Source organism: Gluconobacter sp. OJA (assembly GCF_039638325.1).
GTDB lineage: Bacteria > Pseudomonadota > Alphaproteobacteria > Acetobacterales > Acetobacteraceae > Gluconobacter > Gluconobacter cerinus.
In genome coordinates this window covers 320,482-345,355 of the sequence record NZ_JBDIWI010000001.1, presented here as the reverse complement: position 1 = coordinate 345,355, position 24,874 = coordinate 320,482, and the positions used below count along the sequence as shown (strand labels likewise).

Genomic DNA, 24,874 nt, shown 5'->3' with positions numbered 1-24,874 from the left:
GCTCCTTACAGCCGAGGCGTGGTTACGCCGGACTGGCGCATGTATTTACCGGCACGATCCGCGTAGCTGACTTCGCAAGGGCTGGCGCCCTGGAAGAACAGAAACTGGCAGATGCCTTCGTTCGCATAGATGCGCGCAGGCAGCGGCGTCGTGTTACTGATTTCGATGGTGACCTGCCCTTCCCACTCCGGCTCAAGCGGCGTCACATTCACGATGATACCGCAGCGCGCATAGGTGGACTTGCCAAGGCAGACGACCAACGTGTCCCGCGGAATACGGAAATATTCGATCGTGTGCGCCAGTGCGAAGCTGTTCGGGGGAATCGTGATGTCGCCCGTCCGTGTCACGAAGCTGTTCGCGGCGAAGTTCTTCGGATCGACGACGGCACTGTCCACATCGGTAAAGATTTTGAAGTCTTCCGCGACACGCGCGTCATAACCGTATGACGACAGACCATAGGAAATAACGCCTTCCCGTTTCTGGTTTTCCACAAACGGTTCAATCATGCCGTGTTCTTTGGCCATCTGGCGGATCCAGGTATCAGGCATGATTGGCATGGACGCATTAACTCCTACACGGGGGGATCGATCTGCTCTACCGACAGCCGCCCGATCACGCAATGTGTCGGTTTAGCCATTTTCCGTGAGGTGCTGTTGCCTTTTGACAAGCCAGCGCGGTCTCATCTCACTGGCAAGAACACCACAGACAATCAAAGCAGCGCCCAGAAGCGTGGTGGCCTGCAGTTGATCGCCCGCCAGCCAGCCGACCAGACCGCCCCAGACAGGCTCTCCTGCATAAATCACAGCAGCTTTTGAAGGTGGGACGGACTTTTGAGCCCAGTTCATCACGAGTTGTACCAGAGCACTCAGGCTTCCCAGAGCCGCAGCACAGACAACCCAGATCCATGAAAACGTCGGCACGTGCTCCCCTGCGACAGGCATGAGCAAAAGTGCAAAAAGGCCGCCTCCAACAAGCTGACAGACCGTGATTCTACGACTGTCCACGCCTTGGGCAAACAGGCTGATCAAAACAATTTCTGCAGCGATGGCGCATGCTGACAGCACCGTCAGCAAATCACCATGACTAAAGGTCAGGGTCAGGGCTGCCGGCCCTGCCAGCGCAATCAATCCGGCAAACGCCAGGCCGATTCCGACCCAGCTCATGATGTGCGGGGATTTACGCAGAATGGCCCACTGGAATAATGGCACCAACGGCACATAGAGAGCCGTGATGAACGCAGAACGGCTGCTGGTCACCTCACGCAACCCTGCACTTTGCAAAACATACCCGATTGAAAGGGCAATCCCGATCAGAAGACCGGATCGCACTTCTTTCCGTGTCAGACCCGTCATGTGACGACCTGCCAGACACGCCACCATGGCTGCGGCCATCAGAAACCGCACACCGACGAAGAACATCGGTCCGCAATGCTGCATGGCTAGATGCAGGATCAGAAAAGTGCCTCCCCAGAGCGCCGTAACGCCCGCCAACGCCAGCTCCTGCGGTGTCGGGGTTGGCAGACGGATTTTCATGACGGCTTAGCTTTCGGAAGACGGCACGGGAGTAGTGGGCCGGATACGCTGCTGCTGTTTGCGGCGCAGAAGATTGGCCCGGAGCGCCTTGGCTTCACGAGCCGCGCGTGCCTCTTTGGCAGCCTGCGCCTTATCAGTCAGATGGGCCGTAGCTTTGTCGTTTTCCGTCTTGTCAGTCGTCATCAGTCTGTCCGTCGAAAGATGCTCGAAGATGCGTTCCAAGCAGCTCGTCATATACACCGAGTGTCGCCGACTGCATCTGTCGGATCGTATAATTTCGCAAGACATGCTCACGGGCATTTTCCGCCAGATAGGCAAGCGTTTCATCATCGGCCGACAGAATGCCGACGAGTGCTTCTGCCAATGCCTGAGGATTATCAGGAGGAATAACGAGACCGGTCTGTCCGGGCAATACCGTCTCCATCATGGCGCCCTGTGCCGTTCCGATAACGGGTTTGCCCATCATCTGCGCCTCTACAAGCGTGCGCCCGAATGGTTCAGGCCGCAAAGACGGTGCAACGACAACGGACGCCAAAGCGCAGGCCGCTGGCATGTCCCGGCATGTCCCTGCGAAGCGAACCCTGTCTTCCAGACCCAGCTCCTGAATTCTCCGCCCAAGAGAAAGCGCGAATTTATGATCCGTTTCCGGGCCAACCAAAACACAGATCCAGGGTGCAACAGAGACCTGTTTGAGAAACTTCAGTGCTTCGATCAGGACCCTCTGTCCTTTCCACGCCGTCAGACGTGCAGGCATCAGGATCACGCGGGCGCCGTGAGGCACTGACCAAGCTTCGGCAAGCCGCTGGATCCGCTCGCCGGAAACCTTTTGCGGGTCAAAGAGAGAGGGGTCAGCGCCACGGGGAATAGTCCGCAGACGGTCTGGCTGAACACCATATTGCCTGGACAGACGGCCGGCGATGAAGTTCGAAATGGCAATTACGCGCGTGCCACGGGCCAGAACAGAATTATAAAGCTTCTTGCCCCACCAGCCCGCACCATGAACACCATGCCATGTCGTGACCAGCGGTATCCCTTCACGACGACAGGCCAGCCAGGCCGCCCATGCCGGAATACGGGAGCGGGCGTGCACCAGATCCACCCCCTGCTCGCGGATCAGTTTCTGAAGATCACGCGCCCGGCGCAGTACAGCAACAGGTGACTTGGATTTCAGGTTGAGCGGAACATGAAGTGCGCCGGCATGCCTCAGCTGGATCAGCAATGGGCCTGGCTTTGAAGCGACAATGGCCTTCCCGCCTGCCTGAGTGATGGCAGCGGCGATTTCGATGGCACCGCGCTCAAGCCCCCCAGTACTGAGTGCAGGAAGGACCTGGAGGATCACAGGAGAACGGTCAGTCATGAGCGTTTCGGCGGGCAATTCTGAAAATTTGATCCGAACGAGAAGCCTTCCTGATCGGTCTGCACCTGCGGCATTAAGAATAAAAAACAGGCAGAAACGAAAAAGGGAGACGTCCATGCCCTGCTAGCACAGAAGTCCCCCCTTGACGATGGAGTGTAGCGAATGTGCACAGCACATCCGCCACAGTCGTCGGCTTTACTTAACGGCGTCAGGCAAAGCGTAAACCACGAGCTGATCGCTGACTGGCGTCATCATGAAGTGATGACCACCTGCCATGATGGCAACGTACTGATGGCCGTTGGCTTCGTAGGTCATCGGGTTGGCCTGACCGCCACCCGGCAGCACTGCGCTCCACACGACCTTGCCGGTGTGTTCGTCAATGGCACGGATCTGGTTATCCGTAGCTGCTGCGATGAACACCAGACCGCCACCTGTCACAACAGAACCACCGTTGTTCGGTGTTCCGATCTCCCAGGGAAGGCCTGTCGGCAGACCCCATGGACCATTGGCACGAGCCGTTCCCAGCGGATGCTGCCAGAGCACCTTCTGACCGTGCTTCATGTCGATCGCCGTAATCATGCCGTAAGGCGGACGGTTGCACATCATGCCCGTATACTGATCCCAGAACGGCGTCACGACGATGCCGTAAGGCGTTCCGTCCATGGCACCATTACCTTCGGCGCCACCGCCACCTGGCTTGAAGTTAGGATCGTCGATCGGCATCAGACCAAGCTTGTCGGCCTTCTTGCGGGTGACGAGCTGGTCGTACATCGGGGTGATGTTCCAGTTCGCGATCAGGATTCCGCTCTTCTCGTCATAAGACATGGAACCCCAGTCACTGCCACCATTGTAGCCTGGGTATTCAATCCATGGCTTATCAACGCTCGGCGGCGTGAATTCACCAACGTAGTTCGCACGACGGAACTTGATCCGGCAGAAGAGCTGGTCAATGGGAGACATGCCCCACATATCCGTCTCTTTCAGATCAGGCACGCGCAGAGCGGGCATCCCGACAGACCAAGGCTGCGTCGGCGTCCGTGGGTCGCCAGGAATGACACCTGGTGACGGAGCCGGACGCTCTACGACGGGAAGAACTGGCTTACCTGTCCGGCGATCCAGAACGAACGTCTGACCGCGCTTCGTCGGCATGATAAGAGCTGGAACGGGCTGGCCGTCAGGGCCAGGCATATCCATCAGGGTTGCCTGAGAGCCAATATCATAATCCCAGACGTCCTTATGGGCGGTCTGGAAAACCCACTTTTCTTCACCCGTCTTGACGTCAATCGCCACGACTGCGGAAGAAACCTTGTTCTCGGCATCGCTACGCAGGGCGCTGTAGTAGTCGGCTGCTGAGTTTCCGGTTGGAACGTACACCAGACCAAGAGCATTATCGCCCGTCAGTGCAGCCCAGGAGTTCGGAGTACCGCGGCTATAGTGACGATTGCCCGTTGGCTGGCTGTGATCGGTCGGGTTGTTAACGTCCCAGGCCCAGACAAACTTGCCGCTTTCAGCATCGTAACCACGGATCACACCAGATGGTGCCCAGCGACGCTGACCATCCAGCACTTCGTGGTTGACGACGACAACGCCATCAACAACCGGTGGCGGCACGGTCATGGAAACGAAGCCCGGAACGGACTCGCCAAGACCCTGCATCAGGTTGACCTGACCACCGTGACCGAAGTTCGGACAGAACTCACCCGTTGCCGCATCAACAGCAATCAGGCGCATATCGAGCGTGCCTTCGATAAGCCGATTGTGACAGGGCTGCCCTTCAGGCACGACGGACGACGTGAAATACGTCACGCCCTTACAGGCTGCCGTATAGGGAATGGAGTGGTACTTCACATCCACATTCCGACGCCAGATCTGCTTCCCCGTGACCGGGTCCAGCTTCATGATGTCGTTCATGGCCGAACACATGTAAAGGCCGTCACCCACCTTGATCGGTGTGGTTTCAGCCGCCCATTTGTTGGTCTGACCCGGACGGGGATAGCTGCCCGTATGATAGGTAAACGCGACCTTCAGGTTGCCAGCATTTTCAGGCGTGATTTCAGACAGCGGTGAATAGCGTGTCTGGTGATCATCACGGCCGTAAGCAACCCAGTCTCCAGGAGCAGGATTTGCGCTCTGCTGCGGAGCCATCGCTGGAATTTCTGACGGATCGATCGAATCAATATCCGGCAGGTTGGCAGCATTTACGCCTGGAGCCTGCGGAGCATAGGGAGACGGACCAGCAAAATAGCTCTGCTCTTTCGGAGCACTTTCCGTAGGCTCATTTGCGTTCCCTGGCCCAGGAACTGCCGCAGTCGGTGAGCCACCGGAACCTGCGGGCGCAAACTGAGCGTGAGCAGCAAGAGGCGAACAGGCGAGCGCGAGGCCTGCGGCTGTTGCGAGAAGGTGAGACCGACGCATCAGACGGCTCCTCTGAGTGTACGGCGGGATTCCAGGCGGCGAAGAACCGGAATGGTCAGGACCACGAGAATGCCGAGAATGGTCGGACCGAAAGCACGCGGCAGAAGATCAACGGGGCTGAACCCGACTTCCCACAAGGACCACACCCATGTGTAGGCCAGCGCGCCAAGGTACAGGAACCCGCCAAGCGTGCGTCCCATCACCATGAACACCCCGCTGGCAACCAACACGATGCCGCAAATGACGTAGTAAACAGAGCCACCCAGCATCGCGAGGTCTGCCCCCATGATGACAAAGATCAGGCCCACAAGAAGAATAACGACCCCCAGAAGCAGCGTCAGCCACTCCGTCAGAGTCTTCGTGCCGTTAATATTCGGCATAACCGGATGCCTCCCAGACTGAATACCCGGGACGGTATGTCGATTATCCAGCGAGGTCCATTAGAGTTCTTCTGAATATCCTTTAACAAAGGCGTGTTTTCGGTAACAAAAACGTGCTTGGAACTATTTGAAAAATGAGTATTTCAGCAAATATTGGGATTATCCAGCTGGAATTGTGACCACTGCCCCGCCTGTATGGTTCGTGGCTGCCAAGGCACTGAGGACCTGAACCATTGTAAAGGCAAGCTTGCTCTGGAAATCTTTCTCATCAATCCAGAACCACATGTCGTTGTATTCTACCGCGGCATATCGGCGGTCGGGGACCTTGTGTCCTGAATGAATAACAACTTCCGGGCGGTTCTCGATACCCACCTGCCCGATCGTCGGCGGTGTCCGGCCTACCTTGATGTCTTCTTCCGGAACCTCAACCTCATAAGCCAACTGTGTCAGCATCGCGAGCATCGAGCGCGTCAGAATGGCAATCTGCCCGGGATGCTTCGGATAGGGGCCGTAAACGATTTCCGCTTCTTCAGCCTGGGCATCCAGATGCAGAAGGCGACGCACTTCCGCCTGCGTCGAAAGAAGGCTGCTATCGGACGTTGAAGAGAGCACCAGATAGGAATGCTCCTGTCCGTTACCGTTTTCCGGCTTGGAAGAGCCCTTCTTGTTATTGCTATCATCCGTTGGGGGCGGCGCATCAGTCGTGATGCGGATAGTCATCGCGCCTGCGATCTGAAGCTGACGCAGATCATGCAGCAGGAGATAAAAGCGGACAGAGCCTCCACCAAACGGCCCTGCTCCCAGCCCTCGCACGTTGGACAGTCCATCGATCGACTGCGCTGTTAGGCGCAAGAGGGTGTCAATGGGAAGACCACCGAGACTAAGGGGCATGATAACGGTGGGAGAAATCGGCCGCACGATATTCTCGGCGTATTGCTGCCCCGTCACCGGCTGATAGGTGAAGGTCGGGCTTTCGCCCGACGTCATTGTCCCCGTTCCGAAGAGATAATTGCCGACAGCAGTGGCAGGATAGGCATAGAAGCCCCCGCTCACGCTCTTGGATACGCTATATCCGGCAATGACCTGCGTCGTATCCAGAAACGTCGGCGGATCGGCATAGCGCAGGCGAACGATATTCAGGAGCATCTCGTGCTTCTGGGATTCGCCCAGAGCGCGCGAGTATTCAAGCTCGTCATGCTGAAGCCTGGATGGCCCTATCGGCCCACAGGCAGCAAGACAGATAAGTGCAGCCAGGGGCGTGGCCCGGAATATCAGATTAATTTTCATGACTTATCTCAAAGTGGACCATTCCGTGGCCAAGCGGAAGTCACAACCGTTTCCTGAATGAGGCGAACGTATATTTTTCATGAAAGATGTTACCACCAAGGCTTGAAACACTTTGCTGCCCCGCCTAAATCTGGTCTCGGAAACACGATCCCTTGATGGATCGGATTTTACGTCACAAGGGCTCGCCCCGGTGCCTGACAGGGCCGAAGCGAGCCGCTGAAAGGACATATTATGAGCAAAGTCATCGGTATTGACCTCGGCACGACCAACTCCTGCGTTGCAGTGCGTGAAGGTGACGAGACCCGCGTTATTGAAAACAGCGAAGGCGCACGTACGACGCCGTCCATGGTCGCATTCACCGAAAACGGTGAGCGTCTGGTTGGACAGGCCGCGAAGCGTCAGGCTGTCACAAACCCGACCAACACCCTGTATGCCGTCAAGCGTCTGATCGGTCGTCGTTACGATGACCCGACCGTCGCCAAGGACAAGGGCATGGTCCCTTACGAAATCGTTAAGGGCGACAACGGCGATGCATGGGTTCGCGCCCGTGGCGAAGATTACGCCCCGTCCCAGATCGCTGCATTCGTTCTTGGTAAGATGAAGGAAACGGCCGAGTCCTACCTCGGTGAAACGGTTACACAGGCCGTCATCACGGTTCCGGCTTACTTCAACGACGCACAGCGTCAGGCAACTCGTGACGCTGGCAAGATCGCTGGCCTCGAAGTCCTGCGTATTATCAACGAGCCGACCGCAGCTGCACTGGCTTATGGCCTTGGCAAGCGCGATTCCGGCACGGTAGCTGTGTATGACCTTGGTGGTGGTACGTTCGACGTTTCCATTCTCGAGATCTCTGACGGCGTGATCGAAGTGAAGTCCACGAACGGTGATACGTTCCTGGGTGGTGAAGACTTTGATAACCGCGTCATCGACTTCCTGGCTGATGAGTTCAAGAAGGACCAGGGCATCGACCTGCGTGGCGACAAGCTTGCTCTGCAGCGTCTGAAGGAAGCCGCTGAAAAGGCCAAGATCGAGCTTTCCTCTTCCAAGGAAACCGAGATCAACCTGCCGTTCATCACGGCTGATGCGTCCGGCCCGAAGCACCTTGTCGTCAAGCTGTCCCGTGCCAAGCTGGAAAGCCTGGTTGACGATCTGGTTCAGCGTACGCTTGGTCCGTGCCGTTCGGCTATCAAAGATGCTGGCGTGTCCACGAGCGAGATTGACGAAGTCATCCTCGTTGGCGGCATGACCCGTATGCCGAAGGTCATCGAGACGGTTAAGGAATTCTTCGGCAAGGATCCGGCACGCAACGTCAACCCTGACGAAGTGGTCGCTATCGGTGCAGCCGTTCAGGGCGCCGTCCTGAAGGGTGACGTGAAGGACGTTCTGCTCCTCGACGTGACGCCACTGTCGCTGGGTATCGAAACGCTGGGCGGCGTATTCACCCGTCTGATCGACCGCAACACGACGATCCCGACCAAGAAGAGCCAGACCTTCTCCACGGCTGAAGACAACCAGAACGCCGTGACCATCAAGGTCTATCAGGGCGAGCGTGAGATGGCGGCTGACAACAAGCTGCTTGGCAACTTCGACCTGCAGGGCATTGCTCCGGCACCGCGTGGCGTTCCGCAGATTGAAGTTACGTTCGACATCGATGCCAACGGTATTGTCAACGTGTCCGCCAAGGACAAGGCGACGAACAAGGAACAGCAGATCAAGATCCAGGCTTCTGGTGGTCTGTCCGACGGTGACATCGATCGCATGGTCAAGGAAGCTGAAGCGAACGCTTCCGCTGACAAGGCCAAGCGCGAGCTGGTCGAGCTGCGCAACAGCACCGAGAGCATGATCCACCAGACCGAGAAGTCCCTCACGGAAGGTGGCGACAAGGTTCCGGCTGCAGACAAGTCTGAAGCAGAAGCCGCTATCGCAGCAGCCCGTGAAGCTCTGGGTGGCGAGAATGTCGAAACGCTGAAGAGCGCAAGCGAGCGTCTGACGCAGGCTGCCATGAAGGTTGGCCAGGCCATGTATCAGGCAGATCAGGCCCAGCAGGGTGGTGAAGCTGCGGGTGCGGAAGCCAAGGACGAAAACGTTGTGGACGCCGACTTTGAAGACGTCGACGACAGCAAGAAGCACTGATCGGGTGACTTCCCCAGGTGGGGCTTCCCGCCCCGCCTGACCTGTTTTCCGAAGGGCGCCCGTTCCCGCAAGGGGGTGGGCGCCATTCTTGTTTCCGGCCCTCAGACAAGGACCGATCATGGCCACGAAGATCGATTACTACGAAAGCCTCGAAGTTTCGCGTACTGCTTCCGGAGATGAGCTGAAGAAAGCTTTCCGCAAGCAGGCCATGCGTTATCACCCGGATCGTAACCCTGGTGATGATGCAGCCGAGCAGAAATTCAAGGAAATCAACGAAGCCTATGACGTCCTGAAGGACGAGCAGAAGCGCGCAGCCTACGACCAGTACGGACACGCAGCCTTCGACGGAGGCATGGGTGGAATGGGCGGCGGCGGAGGCTTTGGTGGTTTCGGCGCTGGTGGTCTTGGGGACATCTTTGACCAGATGTTCGGAGACATGATGGGCGGCCGCCGTGGCGGCGGACGTCGTACAGGTGCTGACGTTCAGGTTCAGGTTGAAATCAGTCTGACCGAAGCCTTCTCCGGCGTAACCAAAAGCGTTGAAGTCCGCACGCGCGTTGCGTGTGAGTCCTGTCATGGTTCGGGCTCCGCAGATGCCGGTGGTGGCGGCACGACCTGCGCTACCTGCCACGGTGCGGGTAAAGTCCGCGCGCAGCAGGGTTTCTTCCTTGTCGAGCGTCCCTGCCCCACCTGTCATGGGTCAGGGCGTACGGTTCGCAATCCGTGCAAGGTCTGCCAAGGCACAGGCACGCAGGCAAAGACTGAGACCCTTCAGATCGAAATCCCGGCTGGCGTTGAGGATGGCACGCGCATCCGCATGGCAGGCCGCGGTGAAGCTGGGGGAGAAGGTGTACAGCCCGGCGATCTGTATGTGCACGTCTCGGTCCTATCGCATGACATCTTCCAGCGTGACGGCGCCAATATCTACTGCCGCGTTCCGCTGCGCATGACGCAGGCTGCGCTGGGGACGGAGGTTGAGGTTCCTGTTATTGATGGAAGCCGCACCCGTGTCCGCATTCCTGCGGGGACGCAGACAGGTGAAACCTTCCGCCTGCGCGGCAAGGGCTTCTCCGTATTGCGGTCTTCTGCCCGTGGCGACATGTACATTCAGGTCTCGGTGGAAACACCGCATCACCTGACCAAGCGCCAGCGCGAACTTCTTGAAGAGTTCGAGAAAGAAGCGGGTGACGATCACGCCAAGGCAAGCCCTGAAAACAGCGGCTTCTTTGCCAAGGTCCGTGATTTCTTCGAAGGTCGCTGATTTTAAAAATACCCCTCCCGAAACGGAGGGGTATTTTTTTGGAAAATCCCTTCTGCTAGCTCGCATCTTTGTGGGGATTTATTATTTTTCCACATTCAGTCACAGACATGAACGCTATCAGGAGACGTCATTTAAGCGACGGCACGTCCTGTGGTTTTGTCTGATTATCGAGAGCTTTTATTAAAGCCGCACTAAATTCCTTATCGGAAAACGGCTGCTGTGCCGTGATAAGCTCACGGTCTGTCACGACGTTAGGAGCCCAGGCTTTGGCCGTCTCAACAGTAGCTCCCGCATCCGTCAGCGCAGTAGCCGGGTAGAAAAAAACTTGTCCGTTGAGTTGATGCGTTTCGGCGAAGTGCTCTTCTGGTATCGAAAAAACGGTCATACGGTAGCCTGCGTAGGGCCACCCTGCTGCCAGTTGGCGAATGTCATTCATGTTGCCGGTCATCAGCGCGTCATGAAAACCGTTGGCATCTGGCAAGCTGGACGCCAGTGCCACAGGACCATGACAGATAAGAGCGGTCGTTTTTCCAGCAGAGTGGAAAGCACGCAGGATCTTCCCCAGATCAGGATCGGTCATCAGATCCTCTAGTGGTGCATGGCCACCGGGAATAACGATCCCAACATAGCCATCAATCCCCTCAGCATTGACCGAAGCAAGAGAGCGGGGATGTTTGAGTGAGTCTAGGCCTTCGACGAACTGTATCGTATCCTGCAAAGCTTTCTCACTGCCTCCAAAATATCGAGGGGATGCAGAGTGTGCGTCCCACTTCACAGCATTGCCTTTCGGGTCAGCGAATACGGGTTCATAGCCAGCCTGGATCAGGGCTTTTACCGGGACTGCAAATTCATTGAGATAGAAGCCCGTGGGATATTTTTGACCGTTGCGCAATGTGAGTTCATTTGCGCTGGAAAGAACGACCAGTACGTGCCCCTTACTCTGGCTGTGTGACTTGGCCTGAAGACTGGACCCACAGAGTGTGGTGGCAACAAGGACTAGGGTGAGAGCTATACCGCGCAGCATGAACATCATCCTTTTCGTGTGGAGAAAGGCCCGTGAAGCGCCGCCATACGACGAGCGGCAGTTACTGAATGCTGACCGATCATCAGGCTTCAGTCCAGAACCGTATCAAGTCTGAAAGTCGCCAGTTTTAGAGCTGCTCTTCTGGTGACGTGTCGCAGAAACCGGGAACATTTCCTCTGTATCCATTCATTGAGGCACATGCTTCGAGCTCGCGAGTAGAGCGACCTTTGATCGGGGCAAACCTACGCCGGGGCTGATTGCTACAGCTTTTAAAATTGCGGATCTTTTTTCTTTAATCCGCAATTATTAAATCTGCCCCTTAACGGGTACGAGATGGGTCAAAACGCCCCGATATAGCGTTTGGAACAGCGCCTCAGTTTATGCGGCACGAGTTCGAAAAAGATCACCTGCACTCCGCAGCCAACCGCGCAAGACTCTCTGGTGTCAGATCGGATATGGCACTCGCCCCTGTCAGGGTCATGGCAACACGGAGCTCCTTCTCCATGATGTCGAGCACATTCTCCACACCTTTCTGGCCACCGGCAGCAAGCGCGTAGACGAAGGCGCGCCCCAGCAAAACAGCATCCGCCCCCATCGCAACCATCCGGGCGATGTCGAGGCCGGATCGAATGCCTGAATCTGCCAGGATTTTCAGGTCGCCCTTCACGGCATCCACAATCGGCGGAAGTGCGCGAGCGCTGGAGAGGACACCATCAAGCTGGCGACCACCATGATTGGAAACAACAATACCATCCGCACCGAAACGGATAGCATCTTTGGCATCCTCAGGATCGAGAATACCCTTGATAATCATAGGTCCATCCCAGTACTCGCGGATCCATTCCAGATCTTTCCAGCTAATGGACGGATCGAAATTATTAGCGAGCCAGCCGATATAATCTTCCAGCTTGGTTGGATTTCCGCGATAGCGCGAAATATTGCCCAAATCGTGTGGTCTGCCACGAAGACCCACATCCCAAGCCCACATAGGATGGGTCACGGCCTGAAGATAACGCCGGATGTTGGCATGGGAGCCGGACATTCCCGAATGAGCATCACGATAACGCGCACCCGGCGTCGGCATATCCACGGTGAACACCAGAGTCGTAATGCCCGCAGCTTTCGCGCGTTCCAAGGCATTCTTCATGAATCCCCTGTCTTTGAGAACATAAAGCTGGAACCAGATGGGCACCGGGCTTCTACCCTGCACCTCCTCGATGGGACACACCGATACTGTGGACAACGTGAAAGGAATGCCCTTACGCGCCGCAGCCCTTGCTGCCTGCACTTCCCCGCGGCGAGCATACATGCCCGTCAGTCCCACAGGGGCAAGAACCGCAGGAATATTCAGTCTGCGCCCGAACAACTCAGTCCCGGTCGTCAAACCGGACACGTTTTTCAAGACGCGTTGCCGTAGGGAAATATCTGCAAGGTCTGTGATGTTCCGCCGCATTGTCTGCTCTGCGTAGGAACCGCCATCAATATACTGGAACAGAAAAGGCGGCAGACGGCGTCGGGCTGCCTCACGATAATCAGTGGCTGAGGAAATAATCATCTGGCAGCTCCCATGAGTCTTCAATGAACGGGAGACTGCCAGCCTGTTTGATGACAACCAAGGCACTATCGTCTGCCCTGACGTTATGTTGCACAAAACTCCCGGCGGGAACGCGGCACTGGCTCCTCATCCTTGCCGATCAGGCATTCAGCCTGCGTAAAACGCGTACGCCCCGATGAACATCAAGAACAGACACTGATGCCGTATCCAGGGCCAGATTTTCCCCAAGTCGCACATCATTATGAATCCACACACCAATCAAGCTGCGGAGAATATGACCGTGCGCAAACAGGGCAATTGTTCCTCCCTGTGCCGTCAGCCTCTCCAGCAAGCCACTGACCCGTTTCTGAACCTGGGCGGCCGTCTCGCCATTTTCCACGTCAGACGTCCACAAAGACCAGTCGGGCTCGGCTTTCAAAATTTCCGGCGTGGTGAGCCCTTCGTACACGCCATAATTCCATTCCATGAGATCAGGCTCGATCTGAGCCTGATCGCCCAGCCCGGCAAGAATGCAGGTTTCATGCGCCCGCTGAAGCGGGCTGGTGAACACCTGATCAAAGTTCTGATGTTCTAACCGGCTCTTCAGAGACAGCGCCTGCTTACGTCCGTTTTCCGTCAGGGCAATATCCGTACGCCCCGTGTGCTGGCCGCTGATGGTCCATTCTGTTTCGCCGTGGCGAATTAGCCAGAGGGTGGTGCTCATGACGCATGCCTTCCCTATGGGCCTTCAGTAACTGAAAGCCCTTTGCCAGCCCGAAGCTGGATTGCTGAAGTTTCTGGATCAGAGGCGAATGATTCGTACGCTCACCCCGCCTCTCAAGCCGCTGTTCAGATCTTGTGAACAGAAGCGTCGTAAATCTTGTCCACGACATTACTCAGGGTTTCATTGAACGCCTGATCGGACTGTGAAACGCGCAGATCATCCACGAGAGCCCGCGAGAAGCTGGCGATCATGCCATGATTGGCTTTGAGCTTCTGGCACGCTTCATCGAGAGGATAACCGCCTGAAAGCGCGACAACACGCTGCATGCGCGGATGCTTCATCACGCGAGCATACAGGTCCGGCTTTTCAGGCAACGTCACCTTCAGCATAACCGGATAATCTCCCGGAAGCGCTTCCAGTCCACTCAGAACAGCGTCTTCAAGAAGCGCTTCAGCCTCAGCCTTTTCCGGGCTCTTCACCAGCACTTCCGGCTCAAGGATGGGGACGAGTCCGTGCGATGCCACCTGCGCCGCAATATCGAACTGCTGCTGAACAATGCTCTTAATGGCAGCAGGATTGGCCAGACGGATCACTGACCGTTCCTTGGTACCGTATATGCCAAGCTTCGCCGCTCGTTCCAGCAGTTCATCCAGGCCCGGAATGGGCTTCATGAGCTGAACGCCGTCCTTTTCGTCCTCCAGACCTTTATCGATCTTCAGAAACGGGACGATTCCACAGGTTTTCCAGAGATAGGACGGCACCGGCGTGCCCTCGACCGTGCCATCCATTGTTTTCTCAAACAGGATTGCAGCAAGGACCTCGTGGCTCTGGAAAGCAGGAGAGGAAATGATGCGAACGCGCATTTCGTGCATCAGACGGAACATGTCCGCATCGTTCGAGTAGGCATCCGGCCCGATGCCATAGTGTGCCAGAGCCTTGGGAGTCGATCCGCCGCTTTGATCAAGAGCCGCGATAAATCCGGGAGTTTTTGACACCTGCTCGGCCATTTTTGCATCAGGCATGAACACTACATCCTTTTCTTCAGTCACATGACCAGAAGTAACGACTGACCTTCGCGCGGGATTGGAGACTCTTCCAATCACATTGCACGGATCACCCAAAGGACGCGGTTCAACCCTGCTGGAGCGGCAGGGAAATCAGTTTTTTTCAATATTGTTGGACGGGGGGTCGGCTAATTCTGGAAACAGTCTCGCCAGATCCGCAGGCTGAAGAAGATCTGCCAGAGTGTAGCGATCGAGCACGCCCAGAAATGCGGAAAGCGCCTCTCCCAGCACGCCACGCAAGCGGCAGGAAGGAGACAGAACACAGGCACGGCTTCCTGTTGCCCGGCCCTCACAGTCCACGAGCATCATATCGTCTTCCGTAAACCGGACGACCTCTCCCACACCGATGTCCTGTGCCGGGCGGCCCAACGTCAGGCCACCGCCACGACCTCGTACGGTGGTGATGAAACGCCCCTGCCCCAGACGATGCACAACCTTCACCAGATGGTTTTCCGAGATGCCGTATGCCTCGGCAATTTCGCGGATAGAGACGCGCACGGTCGGGCGTGCCCCGATGTAGAGCAGGGTCCGCAAGGCATAGTCGGTATGCAGGGTCAGGCGCATACGAGTCCTCTGGCAGATTGACAGTCAGAAGTCACGCGCTTAAAGATGTATTTGTTATACACCTTTAAGAAGACCCATCATGTCCTCTTCCGACCGCAGCCTCACGCCAGACGTCATTGCCATCATCAAGGCGACCATTCCGGCCCTCGAAGCGCATGGTCTCGACATAACCAGTGAGATGTACCGCCGCCTTCTGGCTGATCCGGCCATTGCTGAGATGTTTGACCCAACCCATCAATCCAAAGGAACGCAGCCTCGCGCGCTCGCCATGGCCGTCCTGGCCTATGCCCGGAACATTGATAATCTCGGAGTGATGGGCGGAGCGGTTGAGCGCATTGCCCAGAAGCATGTCAGCCTGGAAATTCTTCCAGAGCATTACCCACATGTGGCCACTGCCCTGATCGGCGCGATTCAACATGTTCTGGGAGACGCCGCGACACCTGCAATTCTGGATGCATGGGGCCGTGCTTACTGGGCTCTGGCTGACATTCTGATGGGCCGGGAAGGCCAGCTTTATGACGCCAGCACACATGCCGAAGGCGGCTGGACCAGCTGGCGCGACTTCACGATCATCAATGCAACGCGCGAATGCGACAATGTCACGACGCTGGAACTGAAGCCTGTAAATGGCAAAACCGTCATTCAGGCTATCCCCGGCCAATATCTGGGTGTGGACCTAAATATTCCGGGACATGGGCAGACCAGACGTAACTACAGCATCACATCGCGCCCCAACCACGATTCCTACACCATTAGCGTGCGCCATGTTCCGAACGGTGTGGTTTCCACATGGCTCAATAGTTCGGAATGCAAGGGCCATCAGGTTCGACTGTCGCCGCCAGCAGGTGAGTTTGTCCTTCCCCAGAAGAGCGACACACCGCTCGCCTTCATCTGTGCGGGCATTGGAATGACACCCATGATCGGGATGATCGAGTCTTTGGCAGCGCAGGCAACCTCACCAGCGGTTAGTATTATTCAGATTGCCCATTCTGAAACGGCCGCACCGTTTTCCGGAAAGCTAAACAGCCTTGCCAAAGCGGCGAAAAGCCCGATTACGCTTCATACACGCTTAACATCCGTCGACGGACGCCCGGATGCAGCATGGATCGCTGATCGCATTCCGGAAAACGCCACCTGCTACCTATGCGGCCCAACAGGGTTCATGCGTGACATGATTCAGGGGCTCTCAAAAGCCGGCATTCCGGCCGACCGTCTGCGTTATGAGACGTTCGGACCGGATACCGGCGTGACAGACTAATTGTCAGAGGGCGGCGATGACGCTTTCCGCTTCTGCGAGAATGCGAGGGCGATCATTGCCGCCATTGACTGCCAGGCCTTCTGCTTCAATGACCTTCACGTCCGTGACGCCAAGGAAGCCAAAAACGGCCTTGAGATAAGTGACCTGATGCTCAAAGGCAGCCTGCGGCGTGCCTTCCGAATAAATGCCACCACGCGCCACGGCGAGAATCACGGTCTTACCGCCAGCAAGTCCTTCGACACCATTTGCACCGTAGCGGAATGTCTGTCCGGCAATGGCGATGCGATCAATCCATGCCTTGAGCTGGCTCGGAATGCCAAAGTTGTACATCGGCACACCGAGTACGAGAATGTCGGCCTCTTTAAAATCGGAAAGGGCTTTCGCGCCCGCGACCAGATCCTTGTTGGAGGCAGCGTCTTCCGTAAGGTCCTTGCCCAGAAAAGACAGAGCTTCGCCGTCCAGGTGAGGAAGCGGGTTCGCTGCCAGATCAAGGGATATAACGTCCAGATCCGGATGCTTCTGACGATAGCGGTCCACAATCGCCACACTCAGCTGGCGTGTTGCGGAATATCCGCCAAGAATGCTGGAATCGATATGAAGCAGTTTCATTGTAATCTCTTTCGGTTCCTGATCGTAACCAGCACATGATAAGAAACCTTTTCCTTACCTCCGCAAGACGGCACATTCAGGGATCATAGGCACATGGATGTTAGTACCCTTCCCCCTCCAGAAGCTCATGAGAGCGATACATGCGCCGTTGTCCGGGCCATTCTGGCGCGCGTGGGAGACAAGTGGAGCATCCTGATCGTGCGGATGCTGGGAGATGGCTCCATGCGTTTTAGTGAACTGCGTCGTTCCATCGAAGGTATTTCACAACGCATGCTCACGCTGACATTGCGCAATCTGGAACGCGATGGGCTGGTTGCCCGCACCGTTACCCCTACCACTCCGCCTCGCGTGGATTATGAATTGACGGATCTCGGGCACTCTCTGCAAAGCATTACCGAAGCCTTCGGACGCTGGGCTGTCACACACCGGGATCAGATTGAAAATGCTCGCCTCCGTTTTGACGCACGCCAATAATCCCTTAGGTTGCGCCCAACAGTTTCTGACGGTCAGGCACGGATTATGACGACTTCTCCCCGCATCGGTATCGCTGGCATCACTGGACGTCTGGGCGCTCTCTGCGCCGAAGAAGCGGGAGAATCCCTGGCTGGCGGGCTGTCCCGTCACGCAGATGCAGCACGCAGCATCACCACTAACCCGGCAGAATTAGCGACGCGCTGCGACGTCATTATCGACGTCAGCCATGCTTCAACCGCAGCAACCCACGCAGAAGCCTTCACAGCAGCAAAGTGCCCGTGGGTTCTGGGAACGACCGGCCTTGACGCTACGGCTCAGGCTGCCGTGAGCGACGCTGCAAAACATATTCCGGTTTTACAGGCTGCCAATTTCTCCCCGGCGTTGACGCTTTTTCTGGAGCTCGCGAAGCAGCTTGGCGCAGGGCTGCCAGGTTATGATGCGGAAATTGTAGAGATTCATCACCGGCAGAAAGTTGATGCACCGTCCGGCACCGCGCTGGCCATTGGACGCGCAGTTGCTGAAGGACGAAACGTAGCATTCGAGGATGTTGCTCGCCTGGATCAGAACGGCGCGCGACCGGATAGCGCTATTGGGTTTGCCTCACTGCGTGGAGGGCAGATTATTGGCGAGCATGATCTTCTCTTCATGGCCGCAGATGAACAGATCACCCTGTCTCATCGTGCGCTGGATCGACGGGTTTTCGCCCGCGGTGCACTGATGGCTGCACGCTGGCTCGCCCATCAGCCTCCTGGCCTTTACGGCATGGCAGATGTTCTTCGCCGGAAAGACTGATCTTTCCGGCGGAGAACCAGGCGGTTAGCCGCCCGAGATTTCGAGGTTCACACCCGTCATAAAGCTGGAGTCGTCGCCCAGAAGGAACGCCACCACACCTGGGATTTCGCTGATATCGCCATAACGACGCATCGGCACACTGCCGATCATCTGCTTGGAAACTTCTTCAGGATTGGTGGAGAAGTACTGCGTGTTGGCCTTGGCCTGTAGTTCCACCTGTCGATCCCACATGAAACCAGGGCCCATATAGCCTGGGCTGATGGCGTTAACGCGGATGTTGTAGGGCGCCAGATCTTGGGCTGCAGTTTCCGTCAGGGCAATGATGGCACCTTTGGATGCCCCGTAAGCCGCCATGTTCGGCGGTCCTTTTACACCGGCCATGCTGGCAGTATTCACGATGCTGCCGTAACCGTTCTCGATCATATGCCGTGAGACAGCCTTCATCACATGGAAGGCGCCTGTGACATTGATGTTCAGAACACGCGGGAAATCTTCGGACGGATAATCCTGAACCGGGGCAAAGGCACCCTGATATCCGGCATTGTTGAAGAGGAAATCGATTTTTCCAAACTCTTCGACAACGCGGCCGACGACATCAATCACTGACTGCTCGGATGTGACATCACAGACATAGGACGCAGCTTTCACGCCCTTCTCCCGCACAGCGGCCTCCGCCTTGGCCAGTGCATCCGGATTCATGTCGAGCAGAGCAATTTCCGTGCCCATTTCTGCCAGCCGGAGTGCAGTCGCGAGGCCAATATTGCCCCCGGCACCCGTAACAAGACAGACTTTACCGCTAAAGAAACTTACGACGTACGCCATTGGTGCCTCATGAAAATACGGTGCTTTCACCTGCGGCCCACAATATCGAGATCGAAGGCGGTCGTCTCCCCCTGATTTCGCACCATGAGAAAACGTGAATACTCCTGTCGGTTTTCCTGATTTTCCAAAGACTTCCCTTTGGATTTCACAGAAAAAATGTCCAAGTTTTCCTAAGCCCCTTGACCCCTGCGTTCAATTCCGCCAAGCCGTGCCTCTCCTGAATGCTGCATCCGTTCGTCATGACGTCTGCAGCCCTTCTCACCACTCATTCCCTGCGAGGTCCCTGAGTGCGCAATCACGGCGATTTCCTGTTCACCTCTGAATCTGTTTCTGAGGGCCATCCCGATAAGGTGGCAGACCGTATCTCCGACACAGTTCTGGACGCTTACCTTGAAGCCGATCCGGAAGCCCGCGTTGCCTGTGAAACGCTGGTCACCACGAACCGTGTCATTCTGGCCGGTGAAGTCCGTGGCCCCGAGGCCGTCGAAGACACACTGATCGACCGCGTCCGTGAGGCCATCAAGGACATCGGCTACGACCAGGCTGGCTTCTCCTGGAAGACGGCTGACATCACGTCTTACCTTCACGCACAGTCTGCTGACATTGCCCAGGGCGTGGACAGTGGCAGCGACAAGGACGAAGGCGCTGGCGATCAGGGCATCATGTTTGGCTTCGCCACGCGCGAAACCGAAAACCTGATGCCGGCTCCGCTGTTCTACGCCCAGACGATCCTTGAGCGTATTCGCGACTACCGCAAGAACGGCGACGCCCGCGGTGCTGGCCTTCTTCCGGATGCGAAGAGCCAGGTCACGCTGCGTTATGTCGATGGCAAGCCGGTTGGCGTCACGTCTGTTGTAATTTCCACGCAGCACGCTGAAGGCATGAGCCAGAACACGATCCGCGAAACGCTTCGCGGCGTGGTCAATGACGTTCTGCCGAATGGCTGGAGCTGCCCGGAAGACGAGTTCTATGTGAACCCGACCGGCAACTTCGTCATTGGTGGCCCGGATGGCGACGCTGGCCTGACCGGCCGCAAGATCATCGTGGACACCTACGGCGGTGCAGCCCCTCATGGTGGTGGCGCATTCTCCGGCAAGGACCCCACGAAGGTTGACCGCTCGGCTGCCTATGCTGCGCGTTACCTTGCCAAGAACGTTGTGGCTGCTGGCCTTGCAGATCGCTGCACGATCCAGCTCAGCTATGCGATTGGCGTCTCCAAGCCGCTCTCGGTCTATGTGGACCTCGATGGCACAGGCAAGGACATCGACGAAGCACGCCTTGGCCTGCTCCTCAATGAAGTTGTGGATCTGTCCCCGCGCGGCATCCGCAAGCACCTGCGCCTGAACCGCCCGATCTATGTTCCGACGTCTGCCTATGGTCACTTCGGTCGTGTGCCGAATGAGACTTTGGACAACTTCACGTGGGAAAAGACAGATCTGGTCGACACCCTCCGTAACGCACTGAACAGGTAAGACCCTGACACAGTCTCTTAAACCCCAGCCGGAGCGGCTTTACGGCCGCCAACGCGGCCATCCGCTCCGGGCCAGGCAGCAGCGCCTTCTCGAAGACGTGCTGCCGCGCTTTACATTTGCGTCTGCTGAAAATCCGACAGCCGGATTTTCTACGCCTGTATCGCGCGTTTTTCTCGAAATCGGATTTGGTGGCGGCGAGCATGCCGCTGCCCAGTCTGAAATGAACCCGGATGTCGGGTACATTGCTTCTGAAGTTTTCGAGAACGGCTTATGCTCACTTATGTCTCGTCTTGTCCCAGAAGGACAGGACGAGACAGCCGAGCCTCCGCCTCATTTCCGGATCTGGCCAGAAGACGCTCGGCAACTCCTGAAGGATATGCTGGACAATTGTCTGGATCGGGCTTATCTGATGTTTCCGGATCCATGGCCCAAGTCACGCCATGCGAAGCGCCGCTTCATCCACCCGGAAAACCTCAAGGAGGTTCACCGCGTTCTGAAACCCGGAGCAATCTGGCGCGTCGCCAGCGATCACCCGGTCTATCAGGAATGGGTGACGGAAGTGATGGGCAAACAGGATCTGTTTGATGCACCGCCTCCGGAAACGGAACGTCCCGAAGGATGGTCCCCAACCCGATATGAGGCCAAAGCCTTCCGGGAAGGTCGACAGCCTTTCTACTGGACATTTACCCGGCGCCCTTGAGGCGCCGTCCCTTTATCTGACTACAGTGAGTTCCTGACATCATGACCCAGATCGAACGCGAAGAAATGGAATTCGATGTCGTGGTGGTCGGTGGTGGCCCCGCCGGTCTGTCCGCGGCAATTCGCCTGCGACAGATTGCTCCGGACGCCTCGGTCTGCCTGATCGAAAAGGGTAGCGAAATCGGTGCGCACATCGTGTCTGGTGCTGTCATCGAACCGCGTTCGCTTGAGGAACTCCTGCCAGACTGGCGCTCACTTGGTGCGCCCCTGAATACGGAAGTCACGGAAGAGCGCATGCTTTTCCTGACGGAAAAGCGCGCCATTCAGATTCCCTATCTGGATCGTGTCATGCCCCATATGGCGAACCACGGAAATTATGTGGTGTCTCTAGGGGAAGTCTGCCGCTGGCTGGGTGAACAGGCAGAAGCGCTGGGCGTTGAGATCTACCCCGGTTTTGCGGGCGCTGAACTGTTCATTGAGAACAATCGCGTTGCTGGCGTGATTACAGGCGATATGGGCATTGAGCGCGATGGCACGCATGGCTCCAACTTCACGCCCGGCATGATTCTGCGTGCCAAGCAGACGATCCTGACCGAAGGCGCACGCGGCTCGCTGAGCGCCCACGCCATGAAGCGTTTCGGCCTGCGCAAGGATGTCGATACCCAGACTTACGGCCTTGGCATCAAGGAAGTCTGGGAGATCCCGAAGGAGAAGCATCGCCCCGGCCTCGTCCAGCACAGCTTCGGCTGGCCACTGGACGACCACACCTACGGTGGCGCATGGCTCTATCATTTCGGGGAAAATCTGGTCAGCTACGGCTTCGTGACCGGCCTCGACTACAGCAACACCTACCTCTCGCCTTTTGAGGAAATGCAGCGCACGAAGCTGCACCCGGCATTCCGGGAACATTTTGAAGGTGGAAAGCGCCTGATCTACGGTGCCCGTGCGCTCTCGGAAGGTGGGCTTCAGTCCATTCCCCGCCTGACATTCCCCGGCGGCGTTCTGGCGGGCGATTCGGCAGGCTTCCTGAATGTTCCCAAAATCAAGGGAACACATACCGCCATGAAGTCCGGCATGCTGGCCGCTGAGGCTGTAGCCGAAGCGCTCCAGACTGAGCGTACAGAAGCTTCAAGCCTGACAGAGCGCGTCCGCAATTCCTGGCTCTGGTCCGAATTGCGCGATGTCCGCAATATCCGTCCGGCTTTTGCCAAATGGGGCATGAAGGCTGGCGCGCTCTACGCTGGCATCGACAGCATGATCCTGCGCGGCCGCGCACCTTGGACCCTGCATCATCCGCACGCAGACAATGAGACTTTACGTCCAGCGGCGCTGTGCGAGCAGATCGACTATCCGAAGCCAGACAATGTCCTGACCTTCGATCGTGTCAGCTCGGTTTTCCTAAGTGCGACAAATCACGAAGAAAACCAGCCTGTCCATCTGAAGCTGCGTAACGAGTCCATCTGGCGCACGGTCAATCATGACGTGTTTGACTCGCCAGAGAGCCGTTACTGCCCGGCAGGTGTGTATGAGCAGGAAAAGAGCGCAGAAAATGACTGGTCACTGCGCATCAATGCGCAGAACTGCGTCCACTGCAAAACCTGCGATATCAAGGACCCGACGCAGAACATTGAATGGTGCACGCCAGAAGGTAGCGGCGGCCCGAACTACCCTGTCGGGATGTAAATCCTTAAAACAGACGGGCCGCTTCCTGACCGGAATGTGACTTCCTGATCCATTTCCGCTACGGTGGCGGCCGTTTTTCCAGCGGCGTCAGCAGCGAAAGATCACGATGAAAATTCTGGTCCCAGTCAAAAGGGTGGTCGATTACAACGTCAAGGTACGTGTAGCGGCCGATGGTAGTGGTGTCGAAACGCAGGGACTGAAAATGTCTCTGAATCCGTTCGATGAAATTGCGGTGGAAGAAGCCATCCGCCTACGCGAAAAAGGCGTGGCAACCGAAGTGGTCGTGGTGACCATTGGTGTTCAGGCCGCGCAGGATATCCTGCGTACCTCAATGGCCATGGGTGCAGACCGGGCCATTCTGGTCAAAACAGATGATACTCTTGAGCCCCGCGCCGTCGCCAATGCGCTGAAAGCCATTGTCGAACGCGAACAGCCGGGTCTTGTCTGCATGGGCAAGCAGGCCATTGACGATGACATGAATGCAACGGGCCAGATCCTGGCAGCAAAGCTCGGCTGGCCTCAGGGCACGTTCGCCAGCGCAGTGACCGTTGCGGATGGTCGTATTGAAGTCGCTCGCGAGATCGACGGCGGTACGGAAGTTGTCTCGCTGGCGCTTCCCGCCGTGGTGACGGCCGATCTGCGCCTCAACGAGCCGCGCTATGCGTCCCTCCCGAACATCATGAAAGCTCGCAAGAAGCCACTTGAAACGCTTGAGGCTACAGATCTCGGTGTTGATTTGGCCTCCCGCCTGACCATCGTATCTGTCGCCGAGCCGACGGAACGCAAGGAAGGTATCAAGCTGGGCAGTGCGGCCGAACTGGTCGAAAAGCTCAAGACAGAAGCGAAGGTGATCTGATGACCGCTCTTGTTCTGCTCGAAGTCGAGAATGGTGAAGTTCGTCAGGCGTCACGTTCAGCCCTGACAGCCGCCGCACGCTTTGGCGATGTAGACGCCATCGTTTTTGGTGAAGGCGCCAGCGCCGCCGCAGCCCTTCCTGGGGTAAAGCGGGTTCTATCCGTGCCAGCTCTGGCCACGGATCTGGCGGAGCCTGCCGCCGACCTGCTTGCGTCCATCGCAAAGGACTACAGCCACATCGTGGCGTCTGCCTCTGCAAGCGGAAAGAATATCCTGCCGCGCTTGGCGGGCCTGCTTGACGTACAACCTGTGCCGGATGTTGTGGAGATCAAGGACGCCGAGACGTTCGTGCGTCCCATCTACGCGGGCAATGCACTGGCAACCGTTCGTTCTGCCGATAGCATCAAGGTCCTGACCATTCGCAGTTCCAGCTTTGATCCTGCTCCAAAAGATGGCGGTTCTGCAGCGGTTGAAACACTGGAAGCCCCAGCCAGCGAAAAGTCAGTTTTCGTGAAGGTTGAGTTGTCAGCGTCCGATCGTCCGGAACTGGAATCTGCCCGGGTGGTCATTTCTGGCGGTAAAGGCATGAAGGATGCAGCCAACTTCAAGCTGCTTGAGCCGATCGCTGACAAGCTGAATGCCGCAATTGGTGCGTCCCGTTCGGCGGTGGATTCTGGTTTTGCTCCGAACGAAATGCAGGTCGGGCAGACCGGCAAGATCGTGGCACCAGAACTCTACATCGCCGTCGGACTGTCTGGCGCAATCCAGCATCTGGCTGGCATGAAGGACAGCCGCGTGATCGTGGCCATCAACACAGACCCTGAAGCCCCGATCTTCCGCGTTGCCGATTACGGTATCGTGGGCGACCTATTTGAAGTGCTTCCGGCACTCGAAAAAGCTCTCTAACACGTCTTTGCAGGTGACCATTATGACAG

General features: G+C 56.9%; 24 protein-coding genes. 10 read left to right on the top strand and 14 right to left on the bottom strand.

The features are described 5' to 3' along the window. Positions 1–5: 5 nt before the first annotated feature. The 7 genes from dcd to ABDK75_RS01560 all read right to left on the bottom strand — a co-directional run bounded on the left by dcd (position 6) and on the right by ABDK75_RS01560 (position 6,971). Positions 6–557: a dCTP deaminase gene (dcd, locus tag ABDK75_RS01590; protein WP_064275649.1), complete on the bottom strand. Its 552-nt coding sequence runs from the start codon at positions 555–557 to the stop codon at positions 6–8. A 72-nt stretch (positions 558–629) separates the two neighbouring features. Beyond that, a complete protein-coding gene (locus ABDK75_RS01585) occupies positions 630–1,532 on the bottom strand; it encodes a DMT family transporter (protein ID WP_346004789.1) in 903 nt (300 codons plus the stop codon). 6 nt (positions 1,533–1,538) lie between these two features. Then, the gene (locus tag ABDK75_RS01580; RefSeq protein WP_346004788.1) at positions 1,539–1,715 is read right to left on the bottom strand and encodes a hypothetical protein; all 177 of its coding nucleotides are present in this window, start codon (positions 1,713–1,715) and stop codon (positions 1,539–1,541) included. Then, complete coding sequence (locus ABDK75_RS01575) at positions 1,705–2,889, bottom strand: glycosyltransferase family 4 protein (protein WP_346004787.1); 1,185 nt, start codon at positions 2,887–2,889, stop codon at positions 1,705–1,707. Before ABDK75_RS01575 ends, ABDK75_RS01580 begins: the two co-directional genes overlap by 11 nt. A 195-nt stretch (positions 2,890–3,084) precedes the next feature. Next, the gene (locus ABDK75_RS01570) at positions 3,085–5,304 is read right to left on the bottom strand and encodes a PQQ-binding-like beta-propeller repeat protein (protein ID WP_346004786.1); all 2,220 of its coding nucleotides are present in this window, start codon (positions 5,302–5,304) and stop codon (positions 3,085–3,087) included. Next, positions 5,304–5,684 (bottom strand): glycerol dehydrogenase, encoded by a 381-nt coding sequence (locus tag ABDK75_RS01565; RefSeq protein ID WP_202207028.1) that lies wholly within the window; start codon positions 5,682–5,684, stop codon positions 5,304–5,306. Before ABDK75_RS01565 ends, ABDK75_RS01570 begins: the two co-directional genes overlap by 1 nt. Positions 5,685–5,843: 159 nt before the next feature. Continuing rightward, complete coding sequence (locus ABDK75_RS01560; protein ID WP_346004785.1) at positions 5,844–6,971, bottom strand: hypothetical protein; 1,128 nt, start codon at positions 6,969–6,971, stop codon at positions 5,844–5,846. 231 nt (positions 6,972–7,202) lie between these two features. On the opposite strand from ABDK75_RS01560, the gene dnaK reads away from it, so the two are divergent. After that, positions 7,203–9,104: a molecular chaperone DnaK gene (dnaK, locus tag ABDK75_RS01555; RefSeq protein WP_099211549.1), complete on the top strand. Its 1,902-nt coding sequence runs from the start codon at positions 7,203–7,205 to the stop codon at positions 9,102–9,104. A 118-nt stretch (positions 9,105–9,222) separates the two neighbouring features. Then, positions 9,223–10,365, top strand: coding sequence for a molecular chaperone DnaJ (dnaJ, locus tag ABDK75_RS01550; protein ID WP_346004784.1), 1,143 nt, complete (start codon positions 9,223–9,225; stop codon positions 10,363–10,365). A gap of 127 nt (positions 10,366–10,492) precedes the next feature. On the opposite strand, the gene ABDK75_RS01545 is transcribed toward dnaJ, so the two are convergent. From ABDK75_RS01545 to ABDK75_RS01525, 5 genes are all read right to left on the bottom strand, one after another. Then, a complete protein-coding gene (locus ABDK75_RS01545; RefSeq protein WP_346004783.1) occupies positions 10,493–11,389 on the bottom strand; it encodes a type 1 glutamine amidotransferase domain-containing protein in 897 nt (298 codons plus the stop codon). Positions 11,390–11,792: 403 nt separating this feature from the next. Further along, positions 11,793–12,944 carry an FMN-dependent L-lactate dehydrogenase LldD gene (lldD, locus tag ABDK75_RS01540; protein ID WP_346004782.1) on the bottom strand — a complete coding sequence of 384 codons (1,152 nt, stop codon included), beginning with the start codon at positions 12,942–12,944 and terminating at the stop codon, positions 11,793–11,795. 139 nt (positions 12,945–13,083) lie between these two features. Beyond that, positions 13,084–13,647, bottom strand: coding sequence for a histidine phosphatase family protein (locus ABDK75_RS01535; RefSeq protein WP_346004781.1), 564 nt, complete (start codon positions 13,645–13,647; stop codon positions 13,084–13,086). A gap of 125 nt (positions 13,648–13,772) precedes the next feature. Next, positions 13,773–14,669, bottom strand: coding sequence for a fructose bisphosphate aldolase (locus ABDK75_RS01530; protein WP_346004780.1), 897 nt, complete (start codon positions 14,667–14,669; stop codon positions 13,773–13,775). A gap of 135 nt (positions 14,670–14,804) precedes the next feature. After that, positions 14,805–15,275 (bottom strand): Rrf2 family transcriptional regulator, encoded by a 471-nt coding sequence (locus ABDK75_RS01525; protein WP_211515748.1) that lies wholly within the window; start codon positions 15,273–15,275, stop codon positions 14,805–14,807. A 79-nt stretch (positions 15,276–15,354) separates the two neighbouring features. Here ABDK75_RS01525 and ABDK75_RS01520 point away from each other — a divergent pair, with 79 nt between their 5' ends. After that, positions 15,355–16,533 (top strand): globin domain-containing protein, encoded by a 1,179-nt coding sequence (locus ABDK75_RS01520; RefSeq protein ID WP_346004779.1) that lies wholly within the window; start codon positions 15,355–15,357, stop codon positions 16,531–16,533. Between the two features lie 3 nt (positions 16,534–16,536). On the opposite strand, the gene ABDK75_RS01515 is transcribed toward ABDK75_RS01520, so the two are convergent. After that, positions 16,537–17,142: an FMN-dependent NADH-azoreductase gene (locus ABDK75_RS01515; protein ID WP_346004778.1), complete on the bottom strand. Its 606-nt coding sequence runs from the start codon at positions 17,140–17,142 to the stop codon at positions 16,537–16,539. Positions 17,143–17,235: 93 nt separating this feature from the next. On the opposite strand from ABDK75_RS01515, the gene ABDK75_RS01510 reads away from it, so the two are divergent. Further along, complete coding sequence (locus ABDK75_RS01510) at positions 17,236–17,616, top strand: helix-turn-helix domain-containing protein (RefSeq protein WP_064275657.1); 381 nt, start codon at positions 17,236–17,238, stop codon at positions 17,614–17,616. 45 nt (positions 17,617–17,661) lie between these two features. Beyond that, a complete protein-coding gene (gene dapB / locus ABDK75_RS01505; protein ID WP_346004777.1) occupies positions 17,662–18,408 on the top strand; it encodes a 4-hydroxy-tetrahydrodipicolinate reductase in 747 nt (248 codons plus the stop codon). Between the two features lie 24 nt (positions 18,409–18,432). Here dapB and ABDK75_RS01500 read toward each other — a convergent pair whose 3' ends face one another. Beyond that, entirely contained in the window at positions 18,433–19,230 is a 798-nt protein-coding gene (locus ABDK75_RS01500; protein ID WP_064275659.1) for an SDR family NAD(P)-dependent oxidoreductase, read from the bottom strand. A gap of 287 nt (positions 19,231–19,517) precedes the next feature. Between ABDK75_RS01500 and metK the strand changes: the two genes are divergently transcribed. From metK to ABDK75_RS01475, 5 genes are all read left to right on the top strand, one after another. Further along, positions 19,518–20,702 carry a methionine adenosyltransferase gene (metK, locus tag ABDK75_RS01495; protein ID WP_211502386.1) on the top strand — a complete coding sequence of 395 codons (1,185 nt, stop codon included), beginning with the start codon at positions 19,518–19,520 and terminating at the stop codon, positions 20,700–20,702. Between the two features lie 4 nt (positions 20,703–20,706). After that, on the top strand, positions 20,707–21,402 hold the full coding sequence (locus tag ABDK75_RS01490) for a tRNA (guanine(46)-N(7))-methyltransferase TrmB (protein WP_346005815.1): 696 nt from the start codon (positions 20,707–20,709) through the stop codon (positions 21,400–21,402). A gap of 41 nt (positions 21,403–21,443) precedes the next feature. Then, positions 21,444–23,084, top strand: coding sequence for an electron transfer flavoprotein-ubiquinone oxidoreductase (locus ABDK75_RS01485; protein WP_339406451.1), 1,641 nt, complete (start codon positions 21,444–21,446; stop codon positions 23,082–23,084). 106 nt (positions 23,085–23,190) lie between these two features. Beyond that, positions 23,191–23,940: an electron transfer flavoprotein subunit beta/FixA family protein gene (locus ABDK75_RS01480; protein WP_099211529.1), complete on the top strand. Its 750-nt coding sequence runs from the start codon at positions 23,191–23,193 to the stop codon at positions 23,938–23,940. Next, entirely contained in the window at positions 23,940–24,845 is a 906-nt protein-coding gene (locus ABDK75_RS01475; protein WP_211502388.1) for an electron transfer flavoprotein subunit alpha/FixB family protein, read from the top strand. Before ABDK75_RS01480 ends, ABDK75_RS01475 begins: the two co-directional genes overlap by 1 nt. The last annotated feature ends 29 nt before the right edge of the window (positions 24,846–24,874 follow it).

Bases quoted from the DNA above. Each gene is read 5' to 3' on its own strand.
- dcd (WP_064275649.1), bottom strand. From the start codon at position 557: ATGCCAATCATGCCTGATACCTGGATCCGCCAGATGGCCAAAGAACAC.
- ABDK75_RS01585 (WP_346004789.1), bottom strand. From the start codon at position 1,532: ATGAAAATCCGTCTGCCAACCCCGACACCGCAGGAGCTGGCGTTGGCG.
- ABDK75_RS01580 (WP_346004788.1), bottom strand. From the start codon at position 1,715: ATGACGACTGACAAGACGGAAAACGACAAAGCTACGGCCCATCTGACT.
- ABDK75_RS01575 (WP_346004787.1), bottom strand. From the start codon at position 2,889: ATGACTGACCGTTCTCCTGTGATCCTCCAGGTCCTTCCTGCACTCAGT.
- ABDK75_RS01570 (WP_346004786.1), bottom strand. From the start codon at position 5,304: ATGCGTCGGTCTCACCTTCTCGCAACAGCCGCAGGCCTCGCGCTCGCC.
- ABDK75_RS01565 (WP_202207028.1), bottom strand. From the start codon at position 5,684: ATGCCGAATATTAACGGCACGAAGACTCTGACGGAGTGGCTGACGCTG.
- ABDK75_RS01560 (WP_346004785.1), bottom strand. From the start codon at position 6,971: ATGAAAATTAATCTGATATTCCGGGCCACGCCCCTGGCTGCACTTATC.
- dnaK (WP_099211549.1), top strand. From the start codon at position 7,203: ATGAGCAAAGTCATCGGTATTGACCTCGGCACGACCAACTCCTGCGTT.
- dnaJ (WP_346004784.1), top strand. From the start codon at position 9,223: ATGGCCACGAAGATCGATTACTACGAAAGCCTCGAAGTTTCGCGTACT.
- ABDK75_RS01545 (WP_346004783.1), bottom strand. From the start codon at position 11,389: ATGCTGCGCGGTATAGCTCTCACCCTAGTCCTTGTTGCCACCACACTC.
- lldD (WP_346004782.1), bottom strand. From the start codon at position 12,944: ATGATTATTTCCTCAGCCACTGATTATCGTGAGGCAGCCCGACGCCGT.
- ABDK75_RS01535 (WP_346004781.1), bottom strand. From the start codon at position 13,647: ATGAGCACCACCCTCTGGCTAATTCGCCACGGCGAAACAGAATGGACC.
- ABDK75_RS01530 (WP_346004780.1), bottom strand. From the start codon at position 14,669: ATGCCTGATGCAAAAATGGCCGAGCAGGTGTCAAAAACTCCCGGATTT.
- ABDK75_RS01525 (WP_211515748.1), bottom strand. From the start codon at position 15,275: ATGCGCCTGACCCTGCATACCGACTATGCCTTGCGGACCCTGCTCTAC.
- ABDK75_RS01520 (WP_346004779.1), top strand. From the start codon at position 15,355: ATGTCCTCTTCCGACCGCAGCCTCACGCCAGACGTCATTGCCATCATC.
- ABDK75_RS01515 (WP_346004778.1), bottom strand. From the start codon at position 17,142: ATGAAACTGCTTCATATCGATTCCAGCATTCTTGGCGGATATTCCGCA.
- ABDK75_RS01510 (WP_064275657.1), top strand. From the start codon at position 17,236: ATGGATGTTAGTACCCTTCCCCCTCCAGAAGCTCATGAGAGCGATACA.
- dapB (WP_346004777.1), top strand. From the start codon at position 17,662: ATGACGACTTCTCCCCGCATCGGTATCGCTGGCATCACTGGACGTCTG.
- ABDK75_RS01500 (WP_064275659.1), bottom strand. From the start codon at position 19,230: ATGGCGTACGTCGTAAGTTTCTTTAGCGGTAAAGTCTGTCTTGTTACG.
- ABDK75_RS01485 (WP_339406451.1), top strand. From the start codon at position 21,444: ATGACCCAGATCGAACGCGAAGAAATGGAATTCGATGTCGTGGTGGTC.
- ABDK75_RS01480 (WP_099211529.1), top strand. From the start codon at position 23,191: ATGAAAATTCTGGTCCCAGTCAAAAGGGTGGTCGATTACAACGTCAAG.
- ABDK75_RS01475 (WP_211502388.1), top strand. From the start codon at position 23,940: ATGACCGCTCTTGTTCTGCTCGAAGTCGAGAATGGTGAAGTTCGTCAG.